This is a genomic window from Bacteroidota bacterium, from assembly GCA_016722565.1.
Taxonomy (GTDB): Bacteria; Bacteroidota; Bacteroidia; order 2-12-FULL-35-15; family 2-12-FULL-35-15; genus 2-12-FULL-35-15.
In genome coordinates this window covers 389,493-407,903 of record JADKIU010000007.1, presented here as the reverse complement: position 1 = coordinate 407,903, position 18,411 = coordinate 389,493, and the positions used below count along the sequence as shown (strand labels likewise).

The 18,411-nt window shown below is 36.6% G+C and carries 14 protein-coding genes; 10 read left to right on the top strand and 4 right to left on the bottom strand.

Going from position 1 to position 18,411, the window contains the following annotated elements; translation table 11 throughout:
* Positions 1 to 164: 164 nt before the first annotated feature.
* The 3 genes from rsmI to IPP64_16595 are packed head-to-tail and all read left to right on the top strand — an operon-like array spanning position 165 to position 2,730.
* A complete protein-coding gene (gene rsmI, locus IPP64_16605; protein MBL0330982.1) occupies positions 165 to 872 on the top strand; it encodes a 16S rRNA (cytidine(1402)-2'-O)-methyltransferase in 708 nt (235 codons plus the stop codon).
* 9 nt (positions 873 to 881) lie between these two features.
* The gene (gene corA / locus IPP64_16600; protein ID MBL0330981.1) at positions 882 to 1,940 is read left to right on the top strand and encodes a magnesium/cobalt transporter CorA; all 1,059 of its coding nucleotides are present in this window, start codon (positions 882 to 884) and stop codon (positions 1,938 to 1,940) included.
* 34 nt (positions 1,941 to 1,974) lie between these two features.
* Positions 1,975 to 2,730: a toxin-antitoxin system YwqK family antitoxin gene (locus tag IPP64_16595; protein MBL0330980.1), complete on the top strand. Its 756-nt coding sequence runs from the start codon at positions 1,975 to 1,977 to the stop codon at positions 2,728 to 2,730.
* 43 nt (positions 2,731 to 2,773) lie between these two features.
* Here IPP64_16595 and IPP64_16590 read toward each other — a convergent pair whose 3' ends face one another.
* Together IPP64_16590 and IPP64_16585 are read right to left on the bottom strand one after the other, a co-directional pair.
* The gene (locus IPP64_16590) at positions 2,774 to 2,944 is read right to left on the bottom strand and encodes a hypothetical protein (GenBank protein ID MBL0330979.1); all 171 of its coding nucleotides are present in this window, start codon (positions 2,942 to 2,944) and stop codon (positions 2,774 to 2,776) included.
* A 223-nt stretch (positions 2,945 to 3,167) separates the two neighbouring features.
* Positions 3,168 to 5,246 carry a CotH kinase family protein gene (locus IPP64_16585; GenBank protein ID MBL0330978.1) on the bottom strand — a complete coding sequence of 693 codons (2,079 nt, stop codon included), beginning with the start codon at positions 5,244 to 5,246 and terminating at the stop codon, positions 3,168 to 3,170.
* 201 nt (positions 5,247 to 5,447) lie between these two features.
* Here IPP64_16585 and recJ point away from each other — a divergent pair, with 201 nt between their 5' ends.
* The 3 genes from recJ to IPP64_16570 all read left to right on the top strand — a co-directional run bounded on the left by recJ (position 5,448) and on the right by IPP64_16570 (position 10,010).
* Positions 5,448 to 7,163: a single-stranded-DNA-specific exonuclease RecJ gene (gene recJ, locus IPP64_16580; protein MBL0330977.1), complete on the top strand. Its 1,716-nt coding sequence runs from the start codon at positions 5,448 to 5,450 to the stop codon at positions 7,161 to 7,163.
* A 194-nt stretch (positions 7,164 to 7,357) separates the two neighbouring features.
* Positions 7,358 to 7,747 carry a hypothetical protein gene (locus IPP64_16575; protein MBL0330976.1) on the top strand — a complete coding sequence of 130 codons (390 nt, stop codon included), beginning with the start codon at positions 7,358 to 7,360 and terminating at the stop codon, positions 7,745 to 7,747.
* Positions 7,748 to 8,096: 349 nt separating this feature from the next.
* Entirely contained in the window at positions 8,097 to 10,010 is a 1,914-nt protein-coding gene (locus IPP64_16570; protein ID MBL0330975.1) for a SpoIIE family protein phosphatase, read from the top strand.
* 177 nt (positions 10,011 to 10,187) lie between these two features.
* On the opposite strand, the gene dnaG is transcribed toward IPP64_16570, so the two are convergent.
* Complete coding sequence (gene dnaG, locus IPP64_16565) at positions 10,188 to 12,188, bottom strand: DNA primase (GenBank protein MBL0330974.1); 2,001 nt, start codon at positions 12,186 to 12,188, stop codon at positions 10,188 to 10,190.
* 211 nt (positions 12,189 to 12,399) lie between these two features.
* The gene (locus tag IPP64_16560) at positions 12,400 to 13,776 is read right to left on the bottom strand and encodes a transglycosylase SLT domain-containing protein (GenBank protein ID MBL0330973.1); all 1,377 of its coding nucleotides are present in this window, start codon (positions 13,774 to 13,776) and stop codon (positions 12,400 to 12,402) included.
* A gap of 489 nt (positions 13,777 to 14,265) precedes the next feature.
* On the opposite strand from IPP64_16560, the gene IPP64_16555 reads away from it, so the two are divergent.
* The 4 genes from IPP64_16555 (at position 14,266) to IPP64_16540 (ending at position 18,387) form a co-directional block, all read left to right on the top strand.
* Complete coding sequence (locus tag IPP64_16555; GenBank protein ID MBL0330972.1) at positions 14,266 to 15,444, top strand: acyl-CoA dehydrogenase family protein; 1,179 nt, start codon at positions 14,266 to 14,268, stop codon at positions 15,442 to 15,444.
* A 258-nt stretch (positions 15,445 to 15,702) separates the two neighbouring features.
* Positions 15,703 to 16,506, top strand: a complete 804-nt coding sequence (locus tag IPP64_16550) for a sulfite exporter TauE/SafE family protein (GenBank protein ID MBL0330971.1) — start codon at positions 15,703 to 15,705, stop codon at positions 16,504 to 16,506.
* Positions 16,507 to 16,583: 77 nt separating this feature from the next.
* Positions 16,584 to 17,969 carry an MBL fold metallo-hydrolase gene (locus tag IPP64_16545; GenBank protein MBL0330970.1) on the top strand — a complete coding sequence of 462 codons (1,386 nt, stop codon included), beginning with the start codon at positions 16,584 to 16,586 and terminating at the stop codon, positions 17,967 to 17,969.
* Positions 17,970 to 17,991: 22 nt separating this feature from the next.
* Entirely contained in the window at positions 17,992 to 18,387 is a 396-nt protein-coding gene (locus IPP64_16540; protein ID MBL0330969.1) for a rhodanese-like domain-containing protein, read from the top strand.
* Positions 18,388 to 18,411 lie beyond the last annotated feature (24 nt).

The window sequence follows — 18,411 nt, the reverse complement described above, 5'->3', positions numbered from 1 at the left end:
GGTTATGGTATATTTTGGGTTTGATTTATGATTTAATTCAGATCGAATCATAATTTATCATAATCGCCTAAGGCGATAAAAATCTTTTTTTATCATAAAAATCATAAAAAATCTGCGTTCCAATAATACACAACAAAGTACACAGAACTTTAAAACTTTAAACTTTGAAACTTTTTATAGTCCCTACACCCATTGGAAATCTCGAAGACATTACCCTTCGTGCGATACGCATTTTGAAAGAAGTAGATTTGATTTTGGCGGAAGACACGCGTAAGTCGGGAATACTGTTGAAGCATCTGAACATTGATAAGAAGATGTTTGCCCATCACATGCACAATGAACATAAAACGGTGGAGATGATTTCGGAACGGATTGCAAATGGAGAGAAAATTGCATTGATAACAGATGCTGGAACACCCGGAATTTCTGACCCTGGATTTTTATTGATTCGTGAATGCATCGCAAAAGGCATTGACGTGGAATGTTTGCCGGGTGCTACCGCATTTGTGCCAGCATTGGTGAACTCAGGTTTGCCAACCGATACGTTTTGTTTCGAAGGGTTTCTGCCACAGAAGAAAGGCCGCCAAACAAAAATCAAAGCATTGATGGAAGAGCATCGCACCATGGTTTTTTATGAATCTCCACACCGATTGGTAAAAGCATTGGAACAATTTATTGAATTCTTTGGTGCCGATAGAAATGCATCTGTATCGCGTGAATTATCAAAAATGTTTGAAGAAAATAAGAGAGGAACACTCAAAGAATTAGCAGATTATTTCAAAACAAAAACGGTGAAAGGTGAAATCGTGATTGTGTTGGAAGGAAAGAAATCAAAAGATAAAAAAGATAAACGTTCTGACGAAGAAGAATAATTTTACTACATGGTAGATAAAACGAATAAAACAGGCGCACCTCCGGGAACCTTAGTTTACTTGGGCGACAAACAAACCGATCGTGTGAAGATCTCTTTAATTGAATTCAACGAGACGGAGTTTATAGAAAAAGAATTTTATGATTTATCCGAATGTCTGGATCATGTTGATCCTAAATTGGTACGTTGGATAAATGTTGATGGCATTCACAATGTTGAATTCATTGACGCGGTTGGGAAACGATTTAACATTCATCCGCTTACACTCGAAGATATTGTAAATACGAATCAGCGACCGAAGTTTGAAGATTACGACAACTATGTTGTTGCGATTATGAAAATGCTTTATTACGATGCTGAATTACAAGCAGAGCAGTTAAGTGTGGTGCTGATGGATGGAATGGTCATTTCTTTTCAGGAAGCGCAAGGTGGTGATGCATTTGAATTGATTAGAAATCGAATTCGTTTGGGGAAAGGTCGCATCCGTAAAATGGGTGCCGATTATTTAGCGTATGCGCTGGTGGATGCTGTTGTGGATTGCTATTTCGGGATTCTTGAAAAAATCGGAGATCGAATTGAAGCCTTGGAAGAAGATTTGATTGATGAACCCACGAAAGAAACCATGCGCCAATTGCATGACATGAAGCGAGAAATGATTTATTTAAGAAAATCCGTTTGGCCAATGCGCGAATTGATTAACAATATGGAACGCTGCGAAACAGAATTGATTAAACCAACCACCGACATTTATTTGCGAGATGTACACGATCATACCATTCGTGTAATTGATACCGTTGAAACCTATCGTGATTTGCTTTCCGGGATGATGGATATTTATTTGTCGAGTGTCAGCAACAAAATGAATGAAGTGATGAAAGTATTAACCATCATCACAACCATTTTCGTTCCGGTAACATTTGTTGCCGGAGTATATGGAATGAATTTTGAGTTTATGCCTGAAATTCATAGTAAGTGGGGACATGCTTGGGGCTACACGTTCGCTTGGGTGGTGATGTTGGTGATGATGATTTCGATGGTGGTGTATTTTAGAAAAAAGAAATGGTTGTAACCAAAAGCAAAACACTGATTTAAAAACAAATTACATGAAAAAAATTCTAGTACTAATTTCAATATTTTTTCTCACAGTATCATTGAATGCAATTGTGCTTGTTGGCGATACCAATAAAACAAACAATGCCGGCAAAAAAATTGGCCTGTGGAAAGAACAGATGGTTCAAAACCAATGTTATGGTTATTACGAAGATGGGAAGAAAGAAGGACAGTGGGTCTGCTATCATGCAAATGGCGTGATCAGTAACATCGGACAATACAAAAACGGAAAGCTCAATGGCATTTATGTGTTGATTGATAAGTCGGGATACTATTACCTAAAAGAGTCGTATGTCAACGATACGTTGGATGGGAAAAGCATGTCGTATCATTCCACCGCAAAGTTGAAATCCGAAACGGAATATAAAATGGGAAAGTTGGATGGCGTGAAAAAAATATATTATTCGGATGGAAAAATTCAAGAAGAAGGAACTTATAAAAACAATGTACGGGATGGTGTTGCAAAATGGTTTTATCCGGAAGGACAAGTAAGTATAGAATATCATTACAAGAATGGTTCTTTGGAAGGCATTCAAAAAGCATTGTATAAAAACGGGAAAATCAACTCAGAAGTAAATTTTGTAAACAATTTGGAAGAAGGCGAATACAAAGAATATTTTGAAAGTGGAAAATTAAAAATTTCAGGAAAATACATTCATGGTAAAAAAGAAGGAGATTGGAAAGAGTTGGATGAAACCGGAAAAGTGATAAAAGTAGAGAAGTATAAAAATGGGGAGTTGAAGAAGTGACTAGGTGACTAAGTGGGTGGTGGTTTGTAATTGAAAATGAGAGCTACGAATGCATCGGACAACGTTTACAACGTTTTTCCTTTTTATAATTTTTACAACATTTTTTCTTCAACTTTTTACATTCCATCGTTTCCGGATAAAATGCCCATAAATTGTTAACCACTTCTTCCGTAATGGCTTGTTGAATAAAATAGAGGTTCGGTGTCGGATTCATTTACCCTACAAAATTGGGGAAATTCATGGGGTAATTCAATACCTTAAACAGGGTATTTTAACCACATAGAAACATAGAAAAGTAAGGAGTCTACTTGCTCTAAAAGAGAAATACATAGGAAAAATCGCTAAACGATTTTTCCTATGTATTTCTCTTTTTTGCCTTCAAAACCAATCCCAGCCTATGTATCTATGTGGTTATGATTTGGCTGGTGGCAGTACGACTATTCCATTTTCGTTACCTTTTTCACCAAAATCCCCTTATCAGTAACAATATTCAACAGGTACATCCCATTTTTCAGGGAGGTTGAATTCAGGTCGATTTCCAAAGTGTTTTCTCCTTCTGGATAGTCCTTTTTCTCAATTTGTTTCACCACTCTTCCCATTACATCCGTTAATTCAAGTTGTATGCTTTGTGAACTTGGTAAATAAAAACTCATTTTTAATGCATTCGAAAATGGATTTGGATAAACCGTGAAGTTGTGTTCTGTCAATACATTTTCATTGACATTCACATTGCATGTTCCCGGTAAATTCGCATCCATCCATAAGATACGATCGTTGATCCACGTTTTAATGGCAGCTATTTCTCCAGGATAATCAGCTGGGATCGGACTTGGGTTTGGCCAGGTATAAATTCCTAAAATCGGCCAAGCGGTGAAATGACGGCCTTGTGCTTCATCTAAATATGTAGCCAATGAATCCACATAATTATTTAAAACAGGAATGCTCAACGTTGTTAAACGTAGCTCATCCCAACGGCAATGCAATTGTGCAACATAGTTCGGATCTTGTAACAAACGTGCCCACCAAAAATTTGGTTGCCATCCATCACCACTGCAAACAGAAGGGAAATCATAGGCCCAGCCTGAAGTGATGTTTCCTGCACAATAATCAGCATTCCACCAGGCAAGGTTGAAATCCCATGCCGGTCCGGCTTTTAGCTTGCCACCTTTACTTTGTTTGTCTTTATAAAAATATGTACTCAACCTGTAGCCATCCACATTTTTACTGATTTCATTCAGAATAAAATAATCAATAAAGGTATTAACACCCATGTATTTGCTATAGCCATTTACGGGGTCGTTAAATGTCGGACTCGCCAACACATCTTCTACCGTGTCCACATAAGCCATGATGTAATTTCGTTGCTGAGGAGCGATTGTTCCGTTTTCAGGATATACATGCACATAATTGATGGGCGATCCGGTTGGAGAAGTATACGGAGATGTCCAATAACTTCCTGGTCCATCATCTCGGTCAACTTTAATAATATATCCACCTGTTAAATCATCTCCGCTGATTTCTGTCGGATCTAATTTTGCAATGCTCACTCTGTTCGAATCTCTTTTTACTTTTTCCATCAACACATAAATGCCTTGATATTGTCCATTAATCAACAATTCACAAAATTGTGTGCGGGATGCATAACGTCCTGTTTTGTTGGCAATGTCGTATGTCAATACGTTGCGCATACACGTTTTATCATCGTAAGGAGCATATAATATCCAATCGTGCTCTTCCGGCATTCCTAAGAGCATGGTATCTTTTTTAATTCCGAGATTGTCTCTTGTTTCGAAACCATACGTTTTTTGTGGAAATCCAGATGAGCTGGAGCCACGTGTTTCAATACCAATTTTATTGTTGTAATTGTTAAAAGGGTCGGTTAGATAATTTCTAACACCGATACCATTGAAGATAATTCCCATTTGAGCCGCCAATTTCGGTTCATTGGGAATGACCATCCCACCGGTGTTGACAACAACAATCGGTAAGTTTGATGAAGAGAAATTGAACGGATGAGCAGGCGTGTTGCCAAAGGTAATGCTCCAATCAATTAAGTTTCCGGCATCCGCTCCGTAAGTATCTTGTATCAAAAGTTTCCACACTCCGTTTGCATTTTGTCCGTTGTTAAACGCGCCAATAAATCCTTGCGGACGAAAAGTACCTGTGAAGGGCGCACCAGCAGTAACAATCGAGTTGGTGGCAAATGCATTCAAGCAGGTATTGATATAATCATCTCCGCTTCCGCCATTGGCAATGGATAAATCCACAATGGTACCATCCGGTGATTGCAACGAAATATTTAAATCGGCTACCCAAGGGTGAACAATGTTAAAACAAATGGTTTCAATACCAAAAATCGTATCGATGGTAGCCGGACTCAATCCGGAAATGGTCATCGGGAAATTCACCATCGGTCCGCCATCGGGGATAGGGCCTCCGGCAGTACTGGTGTAGGTTTGCGATTTTCCGGATAATATTGAGAATACTAAAATAGTTAGCAGGGTAATCTTCTTCATTTGTTTAATTTTACATAAAAGTAAGATTAAATTAACAATTTGCCAAGAGGTGTGGAAGAGAGGGTGAATTGAGTAATTTTGATGAAATTTTACTACAGAGATATAGGAGAAAAAAGGAGAGCCGCAGAGAACTCAGCGACCTCAGCGAAAAAACTCAGCGACCTCAGCGGTAAAAATTATGAATAGAACGATAATCATTATATGGAAAAACGGTGGAGTATAAATTCAAGTGCTGATGAAACGATTGTAAATCGCTTGGCGGAAGAATTGAAGATTGAGAAGGTGTTGGCAAATTTATTGGTGCAGCGCGATATTAAAACCTATGATGATGCGAAAAAATTTTTCCGTCCTTCATTAGATGATTTGCACGATCCTTTTTTAATGAAGGACATGGACATTGCCATTGCCCGACTGGAAAAGGCCATTCTTGCCAAAGAAAAAATTCTAGTTTTTGGTGATTATGATGTGGATGGAACAACAGCTGTTGCATTGGTATATTCTTTTCTGAAAAATTTACCCGATTCGGAAGGGCTGGTTGATTATTACATTCCCGATCGATATACCGAAGGTTATGGGATTTCTTTTATGGGAATTGATTTTGCCAAAGAAAATAATTTCTCCTTAATCATTGCACTCGATTGTGGAATAAAAGCCATTGATAAAGTGGATTATGCCAATGAACGCAACATCGATTTTATTATTTGTGATCACCATCGTCCAGGCGATACACTTCCCAAAGCGGTTGCAATTTTAGATCCGAAACGTGCCGACTGTTCGTATCCTTTTGATGAATTATGTGGCTGCGGAGTGGGATTTAAATTGGTGCAAGCCTATGCTCAAAAAAATAATATTCCTTTTTCTAACTTAACTGAATACCTTGATTTAAATGCCATTTCCATTGCTTCGGATTTAGTTCCGATTGTTGGAGAAAATCGTGCGTTGTGTTATTTCGGTTTGGAACAGATCAATAAAAATCCACGCAAAGGAATCAAAGCAATTTTGGATTTAGCCAACATCAAAAAAGAAGTCACGATGAATGAGTTGGTATTTACTGTTGGTCCGCGTATCAATGCTGCAGGAAGAATCGAGACAGGAAGAAATGCCGTTGCCCTTTTGGTGTCCGATAATCATGCCGATGCAAAAACATCTGGAATCAATATCAATACTTCCAACACCGAACGCAGAGCACTCGATGTAAGCATCACACAACATGCTTTCAGTATGATTGATGGAAGCATTGAATTAATCAATCGCAAATCCACTGTCTTGTTTCATCCCGATTGGCATAAAGGTGTGATTGGCATTGTAGCTTCTCGTTTAATAGAACGGTATTACCGCCCGACCATCATTCTCACCGAGTCGAATGGAAAAGCCACCGGCTCTGCGCGCTCGGTAAAAGATTTTGATGTATACGATGCCATTGAAGCATGTTCTGATTTGTTGGAACAATTTGGTGGCCATAAATACGCAGCAGGATTAACTTTGAAAATGGAAAATCTGGCTGCTTTTCAACAAAGATTCGAAGAAGTAGTTTCAGCAACCATTCAAGATCACATGCTGATTCCGGAAATTGCCATTGATGCTGAATTAAAATTATCCGACATCACACCAAAATTTTTCCGCATCCTAAAGCAGTTCGAACCCTTCGGGCCTGGCAACATGTCGCCTGTTTTCATGAGTAAGAATCTTGTCGACAAAGGTTATGTGCGCATTGTAGGAAACAACCATTTGAAAATGGACATTCAATCGGCTGAAAAGCCAAAAGAAACATTTTCAGCAATAGCCTTTTCACAAGCACAACATTTTGATGAAGTGTTGCGCAAAAAAACATTTAGTGCTTGTTATGCAATTGAAGAGAACGAATACAATGGAAATGTATCACTTCAATTGAATGTGAAGGATATGAAGATGGAGTAGGGGAATATTAAAACATATTTTCAAATTTTGGAAATATAATTTCTTAGGATTAAATTTATAAAGGATTTGCTGATCATTATTTTATACTAATCCCTAGTGACTATACCATGAAACGAATCTGTTTAATAATAATTTTATTCACGCTAAGTTTTAGTTTCAAAACTTTAGCGCAAACTGTTTGGACAATTGGTCCGATGCTTCATTATAATTTTGGTGGTGAAAAAAGACATTTCTCATTTGCAGTTGAAGTAGCTTATTGGAATATTAAAAATGTTCCTTATAGTATTGATGGAGGAATAGAGTTTTCAAAAAAACGGACCCGATTATACGGTGAAGTGCAAACAGGAGTGGGTGTAGCCGGCATTTCTTTCGGTCCGGTTTTCGAATTTAACAAAGTAGAGCGGGAGGCGCATTTAGGTTTTCAAGCAACAGGATGGGTAAACTATTTTATTGGCCTGGATTATCGATATAGACGAATCGACAAAACGAATTTTCATTGCGTTGGAACGTATGCAAAACTTCCATTTGCTACAAAAGATATGGATTCATCTGATGGTAATAGTAATTACGATTGGGATGATTAAAATCTATCTTGAATTACTCTGTGATTAAAGAAGAACAATAAAGTTTCAGTTCTATAGAACTTCATGTGTTACCATATTGGGGCAATTGCTTGGTAAAAGATAGATGCATTCTTCACCCTTTCCGGACTGAATTGACAACTCTCTGAATGCTCCTAAAAGATATGAAAAAATAGCATGATTTTTATTCAACAGAAGTTTGCATAGATTTTTTTGAAAAAATGAATAACATAGGGTGTCTTGGTTCAATAAATAAATTTGAGTATATTTGATAATCATGTTTCGTAATTAAGGTATCGTAGCAAATCTAAACGAGAATGTTTAAAAGAATGGTAAAGCACTTATTGTGAATATGGGAAACACTAAAATTGAACAAAAATATATAAGCGGCAAACAAAAAATTTCACTTATTTTAAATTTGCTTTTGTTAATGGGATACACAATAGATATTGTATCCTTTTTTGATTTATATATGCCTGTACAATTAGAATTTCATTTTTTTGGAATTAGTGTAATTGCTATTGCACTTGTTCTTCAGGTTGTAAATAGTAAACGAAATTATGTTCTATCTACTTTGATTGTCAGCTACTACATGTTTTTTTCTATTATTGTGGACAATGTTTTTTTCTCCAATTTTAGTGAGTTAATTTTTTTTACAAGGGGTGAATTATTCGCCAGAAATATTTTCTTTTTATTGCCATTTATTGCCATAGTTGGTTTTATTGCATCTAAAAAACATATCATTTCTCTAACTATTGGACTCGTTGTGTATATATTACATTACTTGTTTTCAAGTCACGATGTTTTTATTAAAACAACAACTCCTAATTACCTAATGGCAGTATTTGGGGTGAGTATTTTAATGTATTATTTAGTAGCGGTTTTAAATAATTTTATATCAGAACAAGCGATATTAAACAAAGAAAATTTATTGCTCCAAGAAACTAATTTGTTGAAAAGAAAAAGATTAGAAAAGTATGGTGAAGCGACAATTCTTCTCTCAAAAAAAGAAGTGGTTGACGATTTTCAAAAAACAAATATTATTGAAGTTTACCATAATGCGATAAAAACAATTTCAGAAAAATTAAATTGTACACGTGTAAGTATTTGGTTGTATTCGGAAGATAGAAAGTGTATTTCAAAGCAAGCGTTAATTGATAATAATAATTTTGATGATGCTGTTTTTGATATTTATGAGAAGGATTATCCAAATTATTTTAAAGCGATAGATGAATATGATTTTATTTCAGCAAATGATGCTGTGTCACATAAAGCAACTTCCGAATTCGGTCAAACGTATTTAAAGCCTTTAAACATCTACTCAATGTTAGATTGTAGTATAGTTTTAAATAATAAAAAAATAGGACTTATTTGTTGTGAGCATCAGAATGAAATTAAAAATTGGGAATACGAAGATGCACTTTTTGTACAATCAGTAGCGAATTATGTATCCATGAATTTCAAGAATGTAGAAACCGAATCATTGCTAAGTACTTTAACAAGAAAGAATAAAGAAATAACGGATAGCCTTAATTATGCTCGAAAGATTCAGCAGGCAAATCTGCCATCTATTCAGCAAATTCAGGATGCACTTAATAACTGCTTTGTATTGTTCAAACCCAAAGATATTGTGAGTGGAGATTTTTATTTTTTTCTAAAAAATGACAATAAAATATTTTTAGCAGCAGCAGATTGTACAGGACATGGTGTGCCCGGAGCTTTGTTAAGTATGTTGGCTCATGAAAAATTATATTCGACAGTATTGGAGACCTCTGATACCTCTGAAATCTTAAAACAAGTAAATCAAAAAATAAAATTGTCTTTAGGCCAAAGTGAAGGAGTAATGAATAATTATGATGGAATGGACATTGCTCTTTGTTCAATCGACATAGATTCGCTCATTATCAATTATGCTGCGGCAAATAGACCAATCTGGATATTGAGGAAAGAAGAAAGTCAAATTGTTGAATTAGAACCTACTAAAATGTCCATTGCAGGTTATACACAGAATAGTCAAGATTTTAAAACACACGAGTTGAAATTAAAAGAAGGCGATGTTTTCTATATTTTTACTGATGGTTATGCTGATACATTTGGAGGGATAAATGATAAAAAATTAATGACAAAAAATTTTAAAAATTTATTAGTGAAAATAAGAGATAAAAATATGCAAGAACAAAGCCTGTTTTTGGACAATTTTATCGAACAGTGGAAGGATGGTACAGAGCAGTGTGATGATATTTTAGTCATCGGTGTCAAAGTATAATCATTAAGCTATAAGAAAATTTTTGCATCATTCTTCAAGTAACAAATGAATTTTTCGTAAACTATTCGATGCTCAGAAACGCTAATAATTGTAGGTGCTATTTTTATTGACAACAGTAAAGATTCGTTTTTGTCATTTTTTCCATTCTTCAATATCTGCATCGAGACATTCTGCGTTCTACTTCACCACAATCCTCCCCAACATATTATTAAAAACTTTTTTTGCTTCTAATAACGATTGTTGGGTTTGCATCAAGGTCAACATTTCTTCTTCGGGTGGGTTTTCTTTTAAACGCTTTTGATTGTCATGAATCATCATTTCAATCTTACGGCTCTTCAATGCATAAATTGCATTGTAAATCGAACGCTTTAATACACTGGATTCTTGAGTAGGATAAATGCCATGCTGCTCCCAGTTAGAAAGGGTATACGGACTACTGATCAAATCGATGGTGAGTGAACAGATGGCTGCATTTTCATGACTGATAAAATAATTCGTGTCGGGCACTACATCTTTTTCCAAGTGTTGTGCAAATTCATTGAATACACTGTTGTATAATAAATTGTCGATGACAATGTTGTCGCTTTGTAATTCGTGAACCAGCAAATAAGCTACTGAAACTTCTACTTGTATGTCTTCACCTGCTTCATCCTGACTGTCGATGGTCACATGTTCGCCACCATAGTTGATTAATAAACGAATAATATCGCGTTCCTGATGTTCAGCATCCGCAATAGAATGTTCTTTCTTTTCAGGTAGGATAAGTTCTTCTAATTCCGAATGTTGTTGCTGTTGTGTCGGTTGGCCTCTCTTATCGTTAAAATTTTTGCTGCGAATTTTATTTAATTCACTCAACAAAATTTGCTCATCCACTTCCATAATACGGCTGCACTCTTTCACATAGATGGAACGGTAAATCGCATCCGGAACAAGAGCAATGGTGTTCACAATTTTCTTGATGGCTTCCGCTTTCTTTAAAGGGTCATTGTTTGGATTTTTTGACGCTTCAATACTTGCTATGTAAGAAATAAAATTCTGCGCATTGTTAACGATAAAATCTTTCAGTTCCTGCGTACTTACTTTTTTAGAATACGAATCCGGATCATCTCCGTCAGGGAAAAGCAATACTTTTACATTTAAACCTTCTTCCAGCAAAAGATTGATTCCTTTGATTGCCGCTTCTATACCGGCTTTATCCCCGTCATAGGAAATAATTACATCTTTTGTAAATCGTTCAATCGATTTTATTTGTCCTGCTGTTAATGCTGTTCCGCTACTTGCAACAACATTTTCAACTCCTGCTTGATGCATGGCAATCACATCCATATAGCCTTCAACGAGGAAGCAGAATTTTTCTTTAATGATGGCATTTTTCGAATGATACAATCCGTATAACACATCACTCTTATGATAAATTTCCGTTTCAGGAGAATTAACGTATTTCGATGTTTTAGCATCGGTACGCAAGGTTCTTCCGCCAAATGCAATGACCCGTCCGCTTTGGTTGTGAATCGGAAACATTACTCTTCCCCAAAAACGATCGAGGTGTTTGGTTTCTTCGGGTTTAATAATTTCTCCGGTCTCCGCATTTATTTCTGCTTCATTTTTATATTCAATGGTTAAACCTGATTTAACAAGGTATTCCATTTTATAACCGGTTGCTACCGCAATTTCAGTAAATGCATTTCGCTGATTGATGCTATATCCTAATTGAAACTTTTGGATGATGTCTTCTCGCAATCCGCGTTCTTTAAAATATCCTAAGCCGATGGATTTTCCTTCATCGGTATTGTATAAATTTTCGGAAAAATGTTTTTGTGCGAAGGAAGAAACAACCAACAAGCTTTCTCTGTCGTTGTTGTGCTGAATTTGTTCAGGAGTTTGTTCCTCTTCTTTTATTTCAATATTGTATTTTTTTGCAAGAAAACGCAAGGCATCCGGATACGTCATTTTATCATGATCCATGATAAAGTTGATGGCATTGCCACCTTTTCCGCAACCAAAACATTTGTAAATGCCTTTGGCAGGAGAAACATAAAAAGAAGGCGTTTTCTCATTGTGAAACGGGCAGCAGCCGATTAAATTTGCTCCGCGTTTTTTTAACGAAACATAATCCGCAACCACTTCTTCTACACGAGCAGCTTCAAAAATTTTGTCTATGTCTTCTTTGTGTATCAATGAATAATATTTATTCCTTTACTTGTCATCTCGACCGATCCCGATAGCTATCGGGAGGAGAGATATATTTTGTTTTTACTACGATGTTGTTTTTTTTCTTTTTTGAAACTTCTTCTTTGACAGAATCGTTTTCTCGCTGCGTTCCAATCTGACAAAGTAATCCCATCAAACGGAACGCTAATTTACGAAAAAAATGCTTAAGAAAGGAGGCTTATTTTTTGGCCGGTTTCGCCATCAATTTGGCCATGGCACGCTGGCTATCCTCGTTATTGGGATTGATTTTCAGCGATTTTTTGTAGTTGCTGAGTGCCAGCTCTTTTTGTCCCATTAAACGATACGTTTCACCCAATCCATGGTAAACTGCCCACGAGTCAGGATATTGCGATTCGGTATGTTTAAACAGTTTATGTGCCTCCTCGGTTTTGCGTGCCTTTAATAATTTAAATCCGATATCATTGATGTGCTCATCGTTATACGGATATTTAAAAGGAGTTAATCCACTTAATTCTGTTTCAACCGATTTTACTTTCGACATAAAATAATCGAATGGAATAACACCATCAATAAAATCATGTTCGTATTTGGTAATGCAATTTCCTAAATATGAACATTCATCATAAGGCGCACATTTGCAAGCCATGTAGGAGTTATACATTCTATCTCCATCAATCAAATAAACAGAATCTTTATTTTGCATAATCATCTGATCGAAATTACAGAATGCTGCCAATGCCAATTGCGAATAATTTTGGGAAGCATTTTTAAATCCGCCATACGATGTTTGCCAAACGGTTTGTATCAATTGCATCCCACCTTCACAAGGATTGATTTTACGGATAACACCGGCTACATTGCCTGCTCCTGCATGATACGAGTGTAATACTAAAAGTCGGAACCATAAATCAGTTTCGTTATACGTAACATGTGCACTGTCCAACATGGCTTTGGTATAAGGAATACAAATTCTGCTCAACAAACGTGAAGCACCCAATGCCGATTTCTCGATGTTGGTGCGTTCGTCAATTTGACTGTTCACGATTAATCCTTGTTTGCGTGCAACAGCTTTCATTAATTGAAACGGACCATTTGCGCCAACAGTAGATTTGGTATTCATTTTACCCGGACTCTCAATCAACAAAATCGCTTGCGCATACCAAGGATCTACACCGTTTTGTTTAAATACATCAATGGAACGGTTGATAGTCGGCATTACTTTTTTAAATTCATAAAAATCTTTTTTCCCGATGGTCACTAAGATACTTACGCTGTCGGCAATGTTGTGAGCTTTACGAATACTATCTCTATAACTATTCTTTTGTAGGTCGCTTTGTTTGTTCCATACTTTGGTAGAAACTTTAGTAAGCATTTGGCGCGTTCCGGCAACACTAATCATTGCTGAATCAGGCGGAAGATTCATAATTTGTTGCCAAAATTGTGGCTGTGGTAAATTATGCCATCCTTCGCTATATAAAGTCGCATCATCAATAAATTTCATCTTGGTGACATCGTTGTAACCCACCACATATTTTTCTACAACCGGAACATTTTTTACGGTTGTTTGTGCATTGATAAAATTGGATAGTATCAAAAGGCTTATAAATAAAGCTTTTGAATAAAATAGAGAGCTATTAGAGAGTCTGTTCAAAATGCGCGAGTTTTATTTTTTATAAAAATACTTTTCTAAGGTACCTTTCCTACATGGTATTTGCAAACTTTTTAACAAACGTTTTCAACAATATATTGTCTAACGGATATAATTGGAAGATGTTGCGTTTTGGGACAGGCATTCTGTGATTAATGGTGATTCAATGGGAACGCAGATTCCCGCAGATCTTTTATGATAAAAAAAGATTTTTAATCGCCTTAGGCGATTGTGATTCATTGTGATTTGACTAAAAAGGAAATATTATAAATACACACAGAAAAAATCATAACCTTGAAACATAAAAATCTTAAAAAATCTGCGTTCCTATGCTAAACACCAATAGGAGCGAAGACTTCCTATTCATCTAAAAACTCAATTTTATATAATATATTTACTTACTTTTGTCTCGCAAAAAAATTAAAATTATTTACAATGGCAACAGATAGATTTGAAGCTCACGATTATTATTTAATGGATGAGTTATTAACCGATGAACATAAATTAATCCGTGAAACAGCACGTGCATGGGTGAAGAAAGAGGTTTCTCCAATTGTGGAAGAAGCATGTCAAACAACCACTTTTCCAAAACAATGGATCAAAGGTTTGGCGGAAGTTGGTGCATTTGGTCCGTATATTCCTACCAAATATGGTGGAGCAGGCTTGGATCAAATTTCGTATGGTTTAATTATGCAAGAGTTAGAGCGTGGCGACAGTGGTTTGCGTTCAACTGCTTCTGTTCAAAGTTCGTTGGTGATGTATCCAATTTATACATACGGAACCGAGGAGCAGCGCATGAAATACCTTCCGAAGTTGGCAAGTGGTGAAATGATGGGTTGTTTTGGATTAACCGAACCGGATCATGGTTCAAATCCTTCCGGAATGATTACCAATATTAAAGATAAAGGCGACCATTATTTATTGAATGGCGCAAAAATGTGGATTTCAAATGCTCCTTTCGCGGATATCGCAGTAGTGTGGGCAAAAGATGAAGCTGGTGATATTCGTGGATTGGTTGTTGAAAGAGGAATGGCTGGATTTACAACACCGGAAACACATGGTAAATGGAGCTTGCGTGCAAGCGCTACCGGAGAATTGGTATTTGACAATGTAAAAGTTCCGAAAGAAAACATTTTCCCTACCATAAAAGGATTAAAAGGGCCATTAGGTTGCTTAAATTCAGCACGTTATGGTATTGCTTGGGGTGCAATTGGTGCAGCTATGGATTGTTATGATTCGGCATTGCGTTACTCGAAAGAGCGTATCCAATTCGGTAAACCAATTGCAGGTTTCCAGTTGACACAAAAGAAGTTGGCGGAGATGATTACCGAAATTACCAAAGCACAGTTATTAACCTGGAGATTAGGGGTTTTGAAAAACGAAAACCGTGCTACTCCAGCTCAAATCTCAATGAGCAAACGTAACAATGTGAACATGGCTTTGCAAATTGCACGTGAAGCCCGTCAGATTCACGGTGGAATGGGTATTACCGGTGAATATCCAATTATGCGTCACATGATGAATTTGGAATCGGTTGTAACATATGAAGGAACACACGATATCCATTTGTTGATTACCGGTATGGATGTAACCGGCATTAACGCCTTCCAATAGAAATATATCACTTAAAAATACCCGCCCCGATACTAACCTGTCGGGGCTTTTTATTTACACTTGACTTCGATGCAATGAAATCGGAGTCTTAAATACCCATAGAAATAAGGGTCTCTAGCGTCTTCATCCAAGTCTTCATTAGAAGCCATTTTGAGGAATCTCCAAAATACCCCTTTCAATTCCTAATAGTGGAAAAGAGTTCATAAGTATTCGGGCAAAATAGCAGGTAATTTTGTTAAAATTTCCCACTTTAGTTGAATGGAGTATTTAGGGTATTTCGCGGCAATTTTAATTGGCATATTATTAGGGGTGATTGGTGCAGGTGGCTCAATTCTCACCATTCCTGTTTTAGTATATCTTATCGGTATTGAACCGGTGCATGCTACTTCGTATTCCTTATTTATTGTAGGTGTTTCGGCTTTGATTGGCGGATTGCGTTATTTAAAAAACAATTTGATTTGTTTGCGCACCATGCTGGTATTCGGAATACCATCTGTGATCAGCATTTTTTTTACAAGAAAATATTTACTTCATAAAATTCCGGATCATTTATTCTCAATCGGTTCTTTGGAGATCACAAAAAGTGCGGCTTTGATGATTTTGTTGGCGGTGCTCATGATTATTGCATCCTATACAATGATTCGAAAGCCATCCTCGGTGCGCATCGACTTGCATAAACATAACAATGAACAATACCGTTATTTTCTAATTTTTCAGCAAGGAATTCTGGTGGGAACATTGGTTGGATTGGTTGGTGCCGGAGGCGGTTTTTTAATTATTCCGGCATTAGTAGTATTGGCGAAATTACCAATGAAAAAAGCAGTTGGAACATCCTTGGCGATTATTGCAATTAATTCAGCTGTTGGTTTTTTGAGTGATTTTGGAACGCATCAATTTGATTGGAAATTTATTTTGATTTTCTCCGGATTTGCTATCGGTGGAATCATCTTAGGAAGTTACCTTTCAAAGTACATCAGCAGTGCAAAACTAAAACCCGGATTCGGCTGGTTCATCCTGGTTATGGGTGTTTACATCATCAGCATGGAACTTTTTTTTAGCTAATTTGTTTAAGTTAAACATACGCAGATTATTTAATACCTTTGTAATTAGGAGTCCCTTCGGGGTAAAATTATATAAACATGTACATCGAACAACTTTATACAGGATGTTTAGCTGAAGCAGCATATTACATCGAATCGGATGGTGAAGTAGCAATCATTGATCCTTTGCGCGAAACAGAACCATATATTGAATTAGCAAACAAACGAAATGCTAAAATCAAATATGTGTTTGAAACGCATTTTCATGCGGATTTTGTATCCGGACATGTGGATTTGGCGCGTAAAACAAATGCATCTATTGTATTCGGACCTACAGCAAAAACAGGTTACGATACCATTGTAGCAAAAGATGAAGAAGTGTTTACTGTAGGAAGTGTGAAGTTAAAAGTATTGCACACACCCGGACATACCATGGAATCGTCTTGCTTTTTATTGATAGATGAAAATGGAAAGAATCATTCCGTCTTTACCGGAGATACTTTGTTTGTTGGGGATGTAGGTCGCCCGGATTTAGCAATTAAAAGTGATTTAACGATTGATGATCTTGCAGGGATGTTATACGATTCACTCAATACAAAAATAAAAACACTTGCGGATGATGTGGTTGTGTATCCCGGACATGGTGCCGGTTCGTCTTGCGGAAAAAATATCGGGAAAGAAACATTTTCTACCATCGGTACGCAAAAACAATTGAATTATGCGATGCAAGACATGAGCAAACATGAATTCATCAAAGCTGTTACTGAAGGCTTGTCTGCTGCTCCTCAATATTTTGCTTGGGATGCAAAATTGAACAAAGAAGGGTATTCCAGTATTGATGACGTTTTAAAAAATAATACAAAAGCACTTTCAGTAGAAGAAGTAGAAACAGAAATTTCAAAAGGTGCATTGGTGTTGGACGTGCGTTCACCGGATGATTTTGAAAAAGGATATGTTCCCAATGCAATTAATATTGGTTTAAACGGACAATACGCTCCTTGGGTTGGAGCATTGGTAGATACAAAAGCTAATTTAGTGTTAGTAACGGATGAAGGAAAAGAAGCGGAAGCGGTATTGCGTTTGGCACGTGTAGGTTATGAAAACGTGAAAGGATATTTGAATGGCGGAATGGCTGCTTGGGAAAATGCAGGAAAAAAGATGGATACGATTGAGAGCATTTCTGCTGAAAAATTTGTTGCAGAGTTGAATACCGATTCGAATGTATTGGACGTAAGAAAATTGGGTGAGGTTGAAGGCGGTATGATTGAAAATGCAAACCACATTTGTTTGTCGCAATTACAAAATGAATTGGACAACTTGGATAAAAATAAACATTACACCATTCATTGTGCAGGAGGGTATCGTTCAATGATGGCTGCTTCCATTATGAAACAAAAAGGGTTTAAAAAAATCACGAATGTGTTGGGTGGAATGGGTAAAATAAAAGCAACTGGCATAAAATTGGTAGTACCTGCCGTAATATAAATCTTTAACAAACAAAACGAACATGAAAAAACTAATCCTATTATTTGTAGCGCTTGTGTCATTCGCAAGTATCAGTAAAGCTCAAAACCCTGTTGTTACTAATCTTTCTTCGGAGCGATTCAAAGCAATTATCGAAAATGATAAAAACGGAACCATCATCGATTTAAGAACAACGGAAGAGTTAGAGAAAAAAGGATTCATCAAAGGGGCTATTCAGTTGGATTATTTGGCGAAAGATTCTGAAAAGCAAATTGATAAATTGGATAAAAACAAAACGTATTACATCTATTGTGCAGGTGGTGGAAGAAGTTCGGAAGCAGCAGCATACATGGAAAAATCAGGTTTCAAAAGAGTATACACACTTGAAAAAGGATTGTCGGAGTGGTTGCAAAAAGGATTTCCTGTAGAGAAGAAATAATATTTTATTATAAAAGTTTGAGCC

Coding starts and splice junctions, on each gene's coding strand:
- IPP64_16555 (MBL0330972.1), top strand. CDS start 14,266: ATGGCAACAGATAGATTTGAAGCTCACGATTATTATTTAATGGATGAG.
- IPP64_16570 (MBL0330975.1), top strand. CDS start 8,097: ATGGGAAACACTAAAATTGAACAAAAATATATAAGCGGCAAACAAAAA.
- IPP64_16590 (MBL0330979.1), bottom strand. CDS start 2,944: ATGAATCCGACACCGAACCTCTATTTTATTCAACAAGCCATTACGGAA.
- IPP64_16595 (MBL0330980.1), top strand. CDS start 1,975: ATGAAAAAAATTCTAGTACTAATTTCAATATTTTTTCTCACAGTATCA.
- IPP64_16545 (MBL0330970.1), top strand. CDS start 16,584: ATGTACATCGAACAACTTTATACAGGATGTTTAGCTGAAGCAGCATAT.
- corA (MBL0330981.1), top strand. CDS start 882: ATGGTAGATAAAACGAATAAAACAGGCGCACCTCCGGGAACCTTAGTT.
- IPP64_16540 (MBL0330969.1), top strand. CDS start 17,992: ATGAAAAAACTAATCCTATTATTTGTAGCGCTTGTGTCATTCGCAAGT.
- IPP64_16585 (MBL0330978.1), bottom strand. CDS start 5,246: ATGAAGAAGATTACCCTGCTAACTATTTTAGTATTCTCAATATTATCC.
- IPP64_16575 (MBL0330976.1), top strand. CDS start 7,358: ATGCTTCATTATAATTTTGGTGGTGAAAAAAGACATTTCTCATTTGCA.
- IPP64_16550 (MBL0330971.1), top strand. CDS start 15,703: ATGGAGTATTTAGGGTATTTCGCGGCAATTTTAATTGGCATATTATTA.
- recJ (MBL0330977.1), top strand. CDS start 5,448: ATGGAAAAACGGTGGAGTATAAATTCAAGTGCTGATGAAACGATTGTA.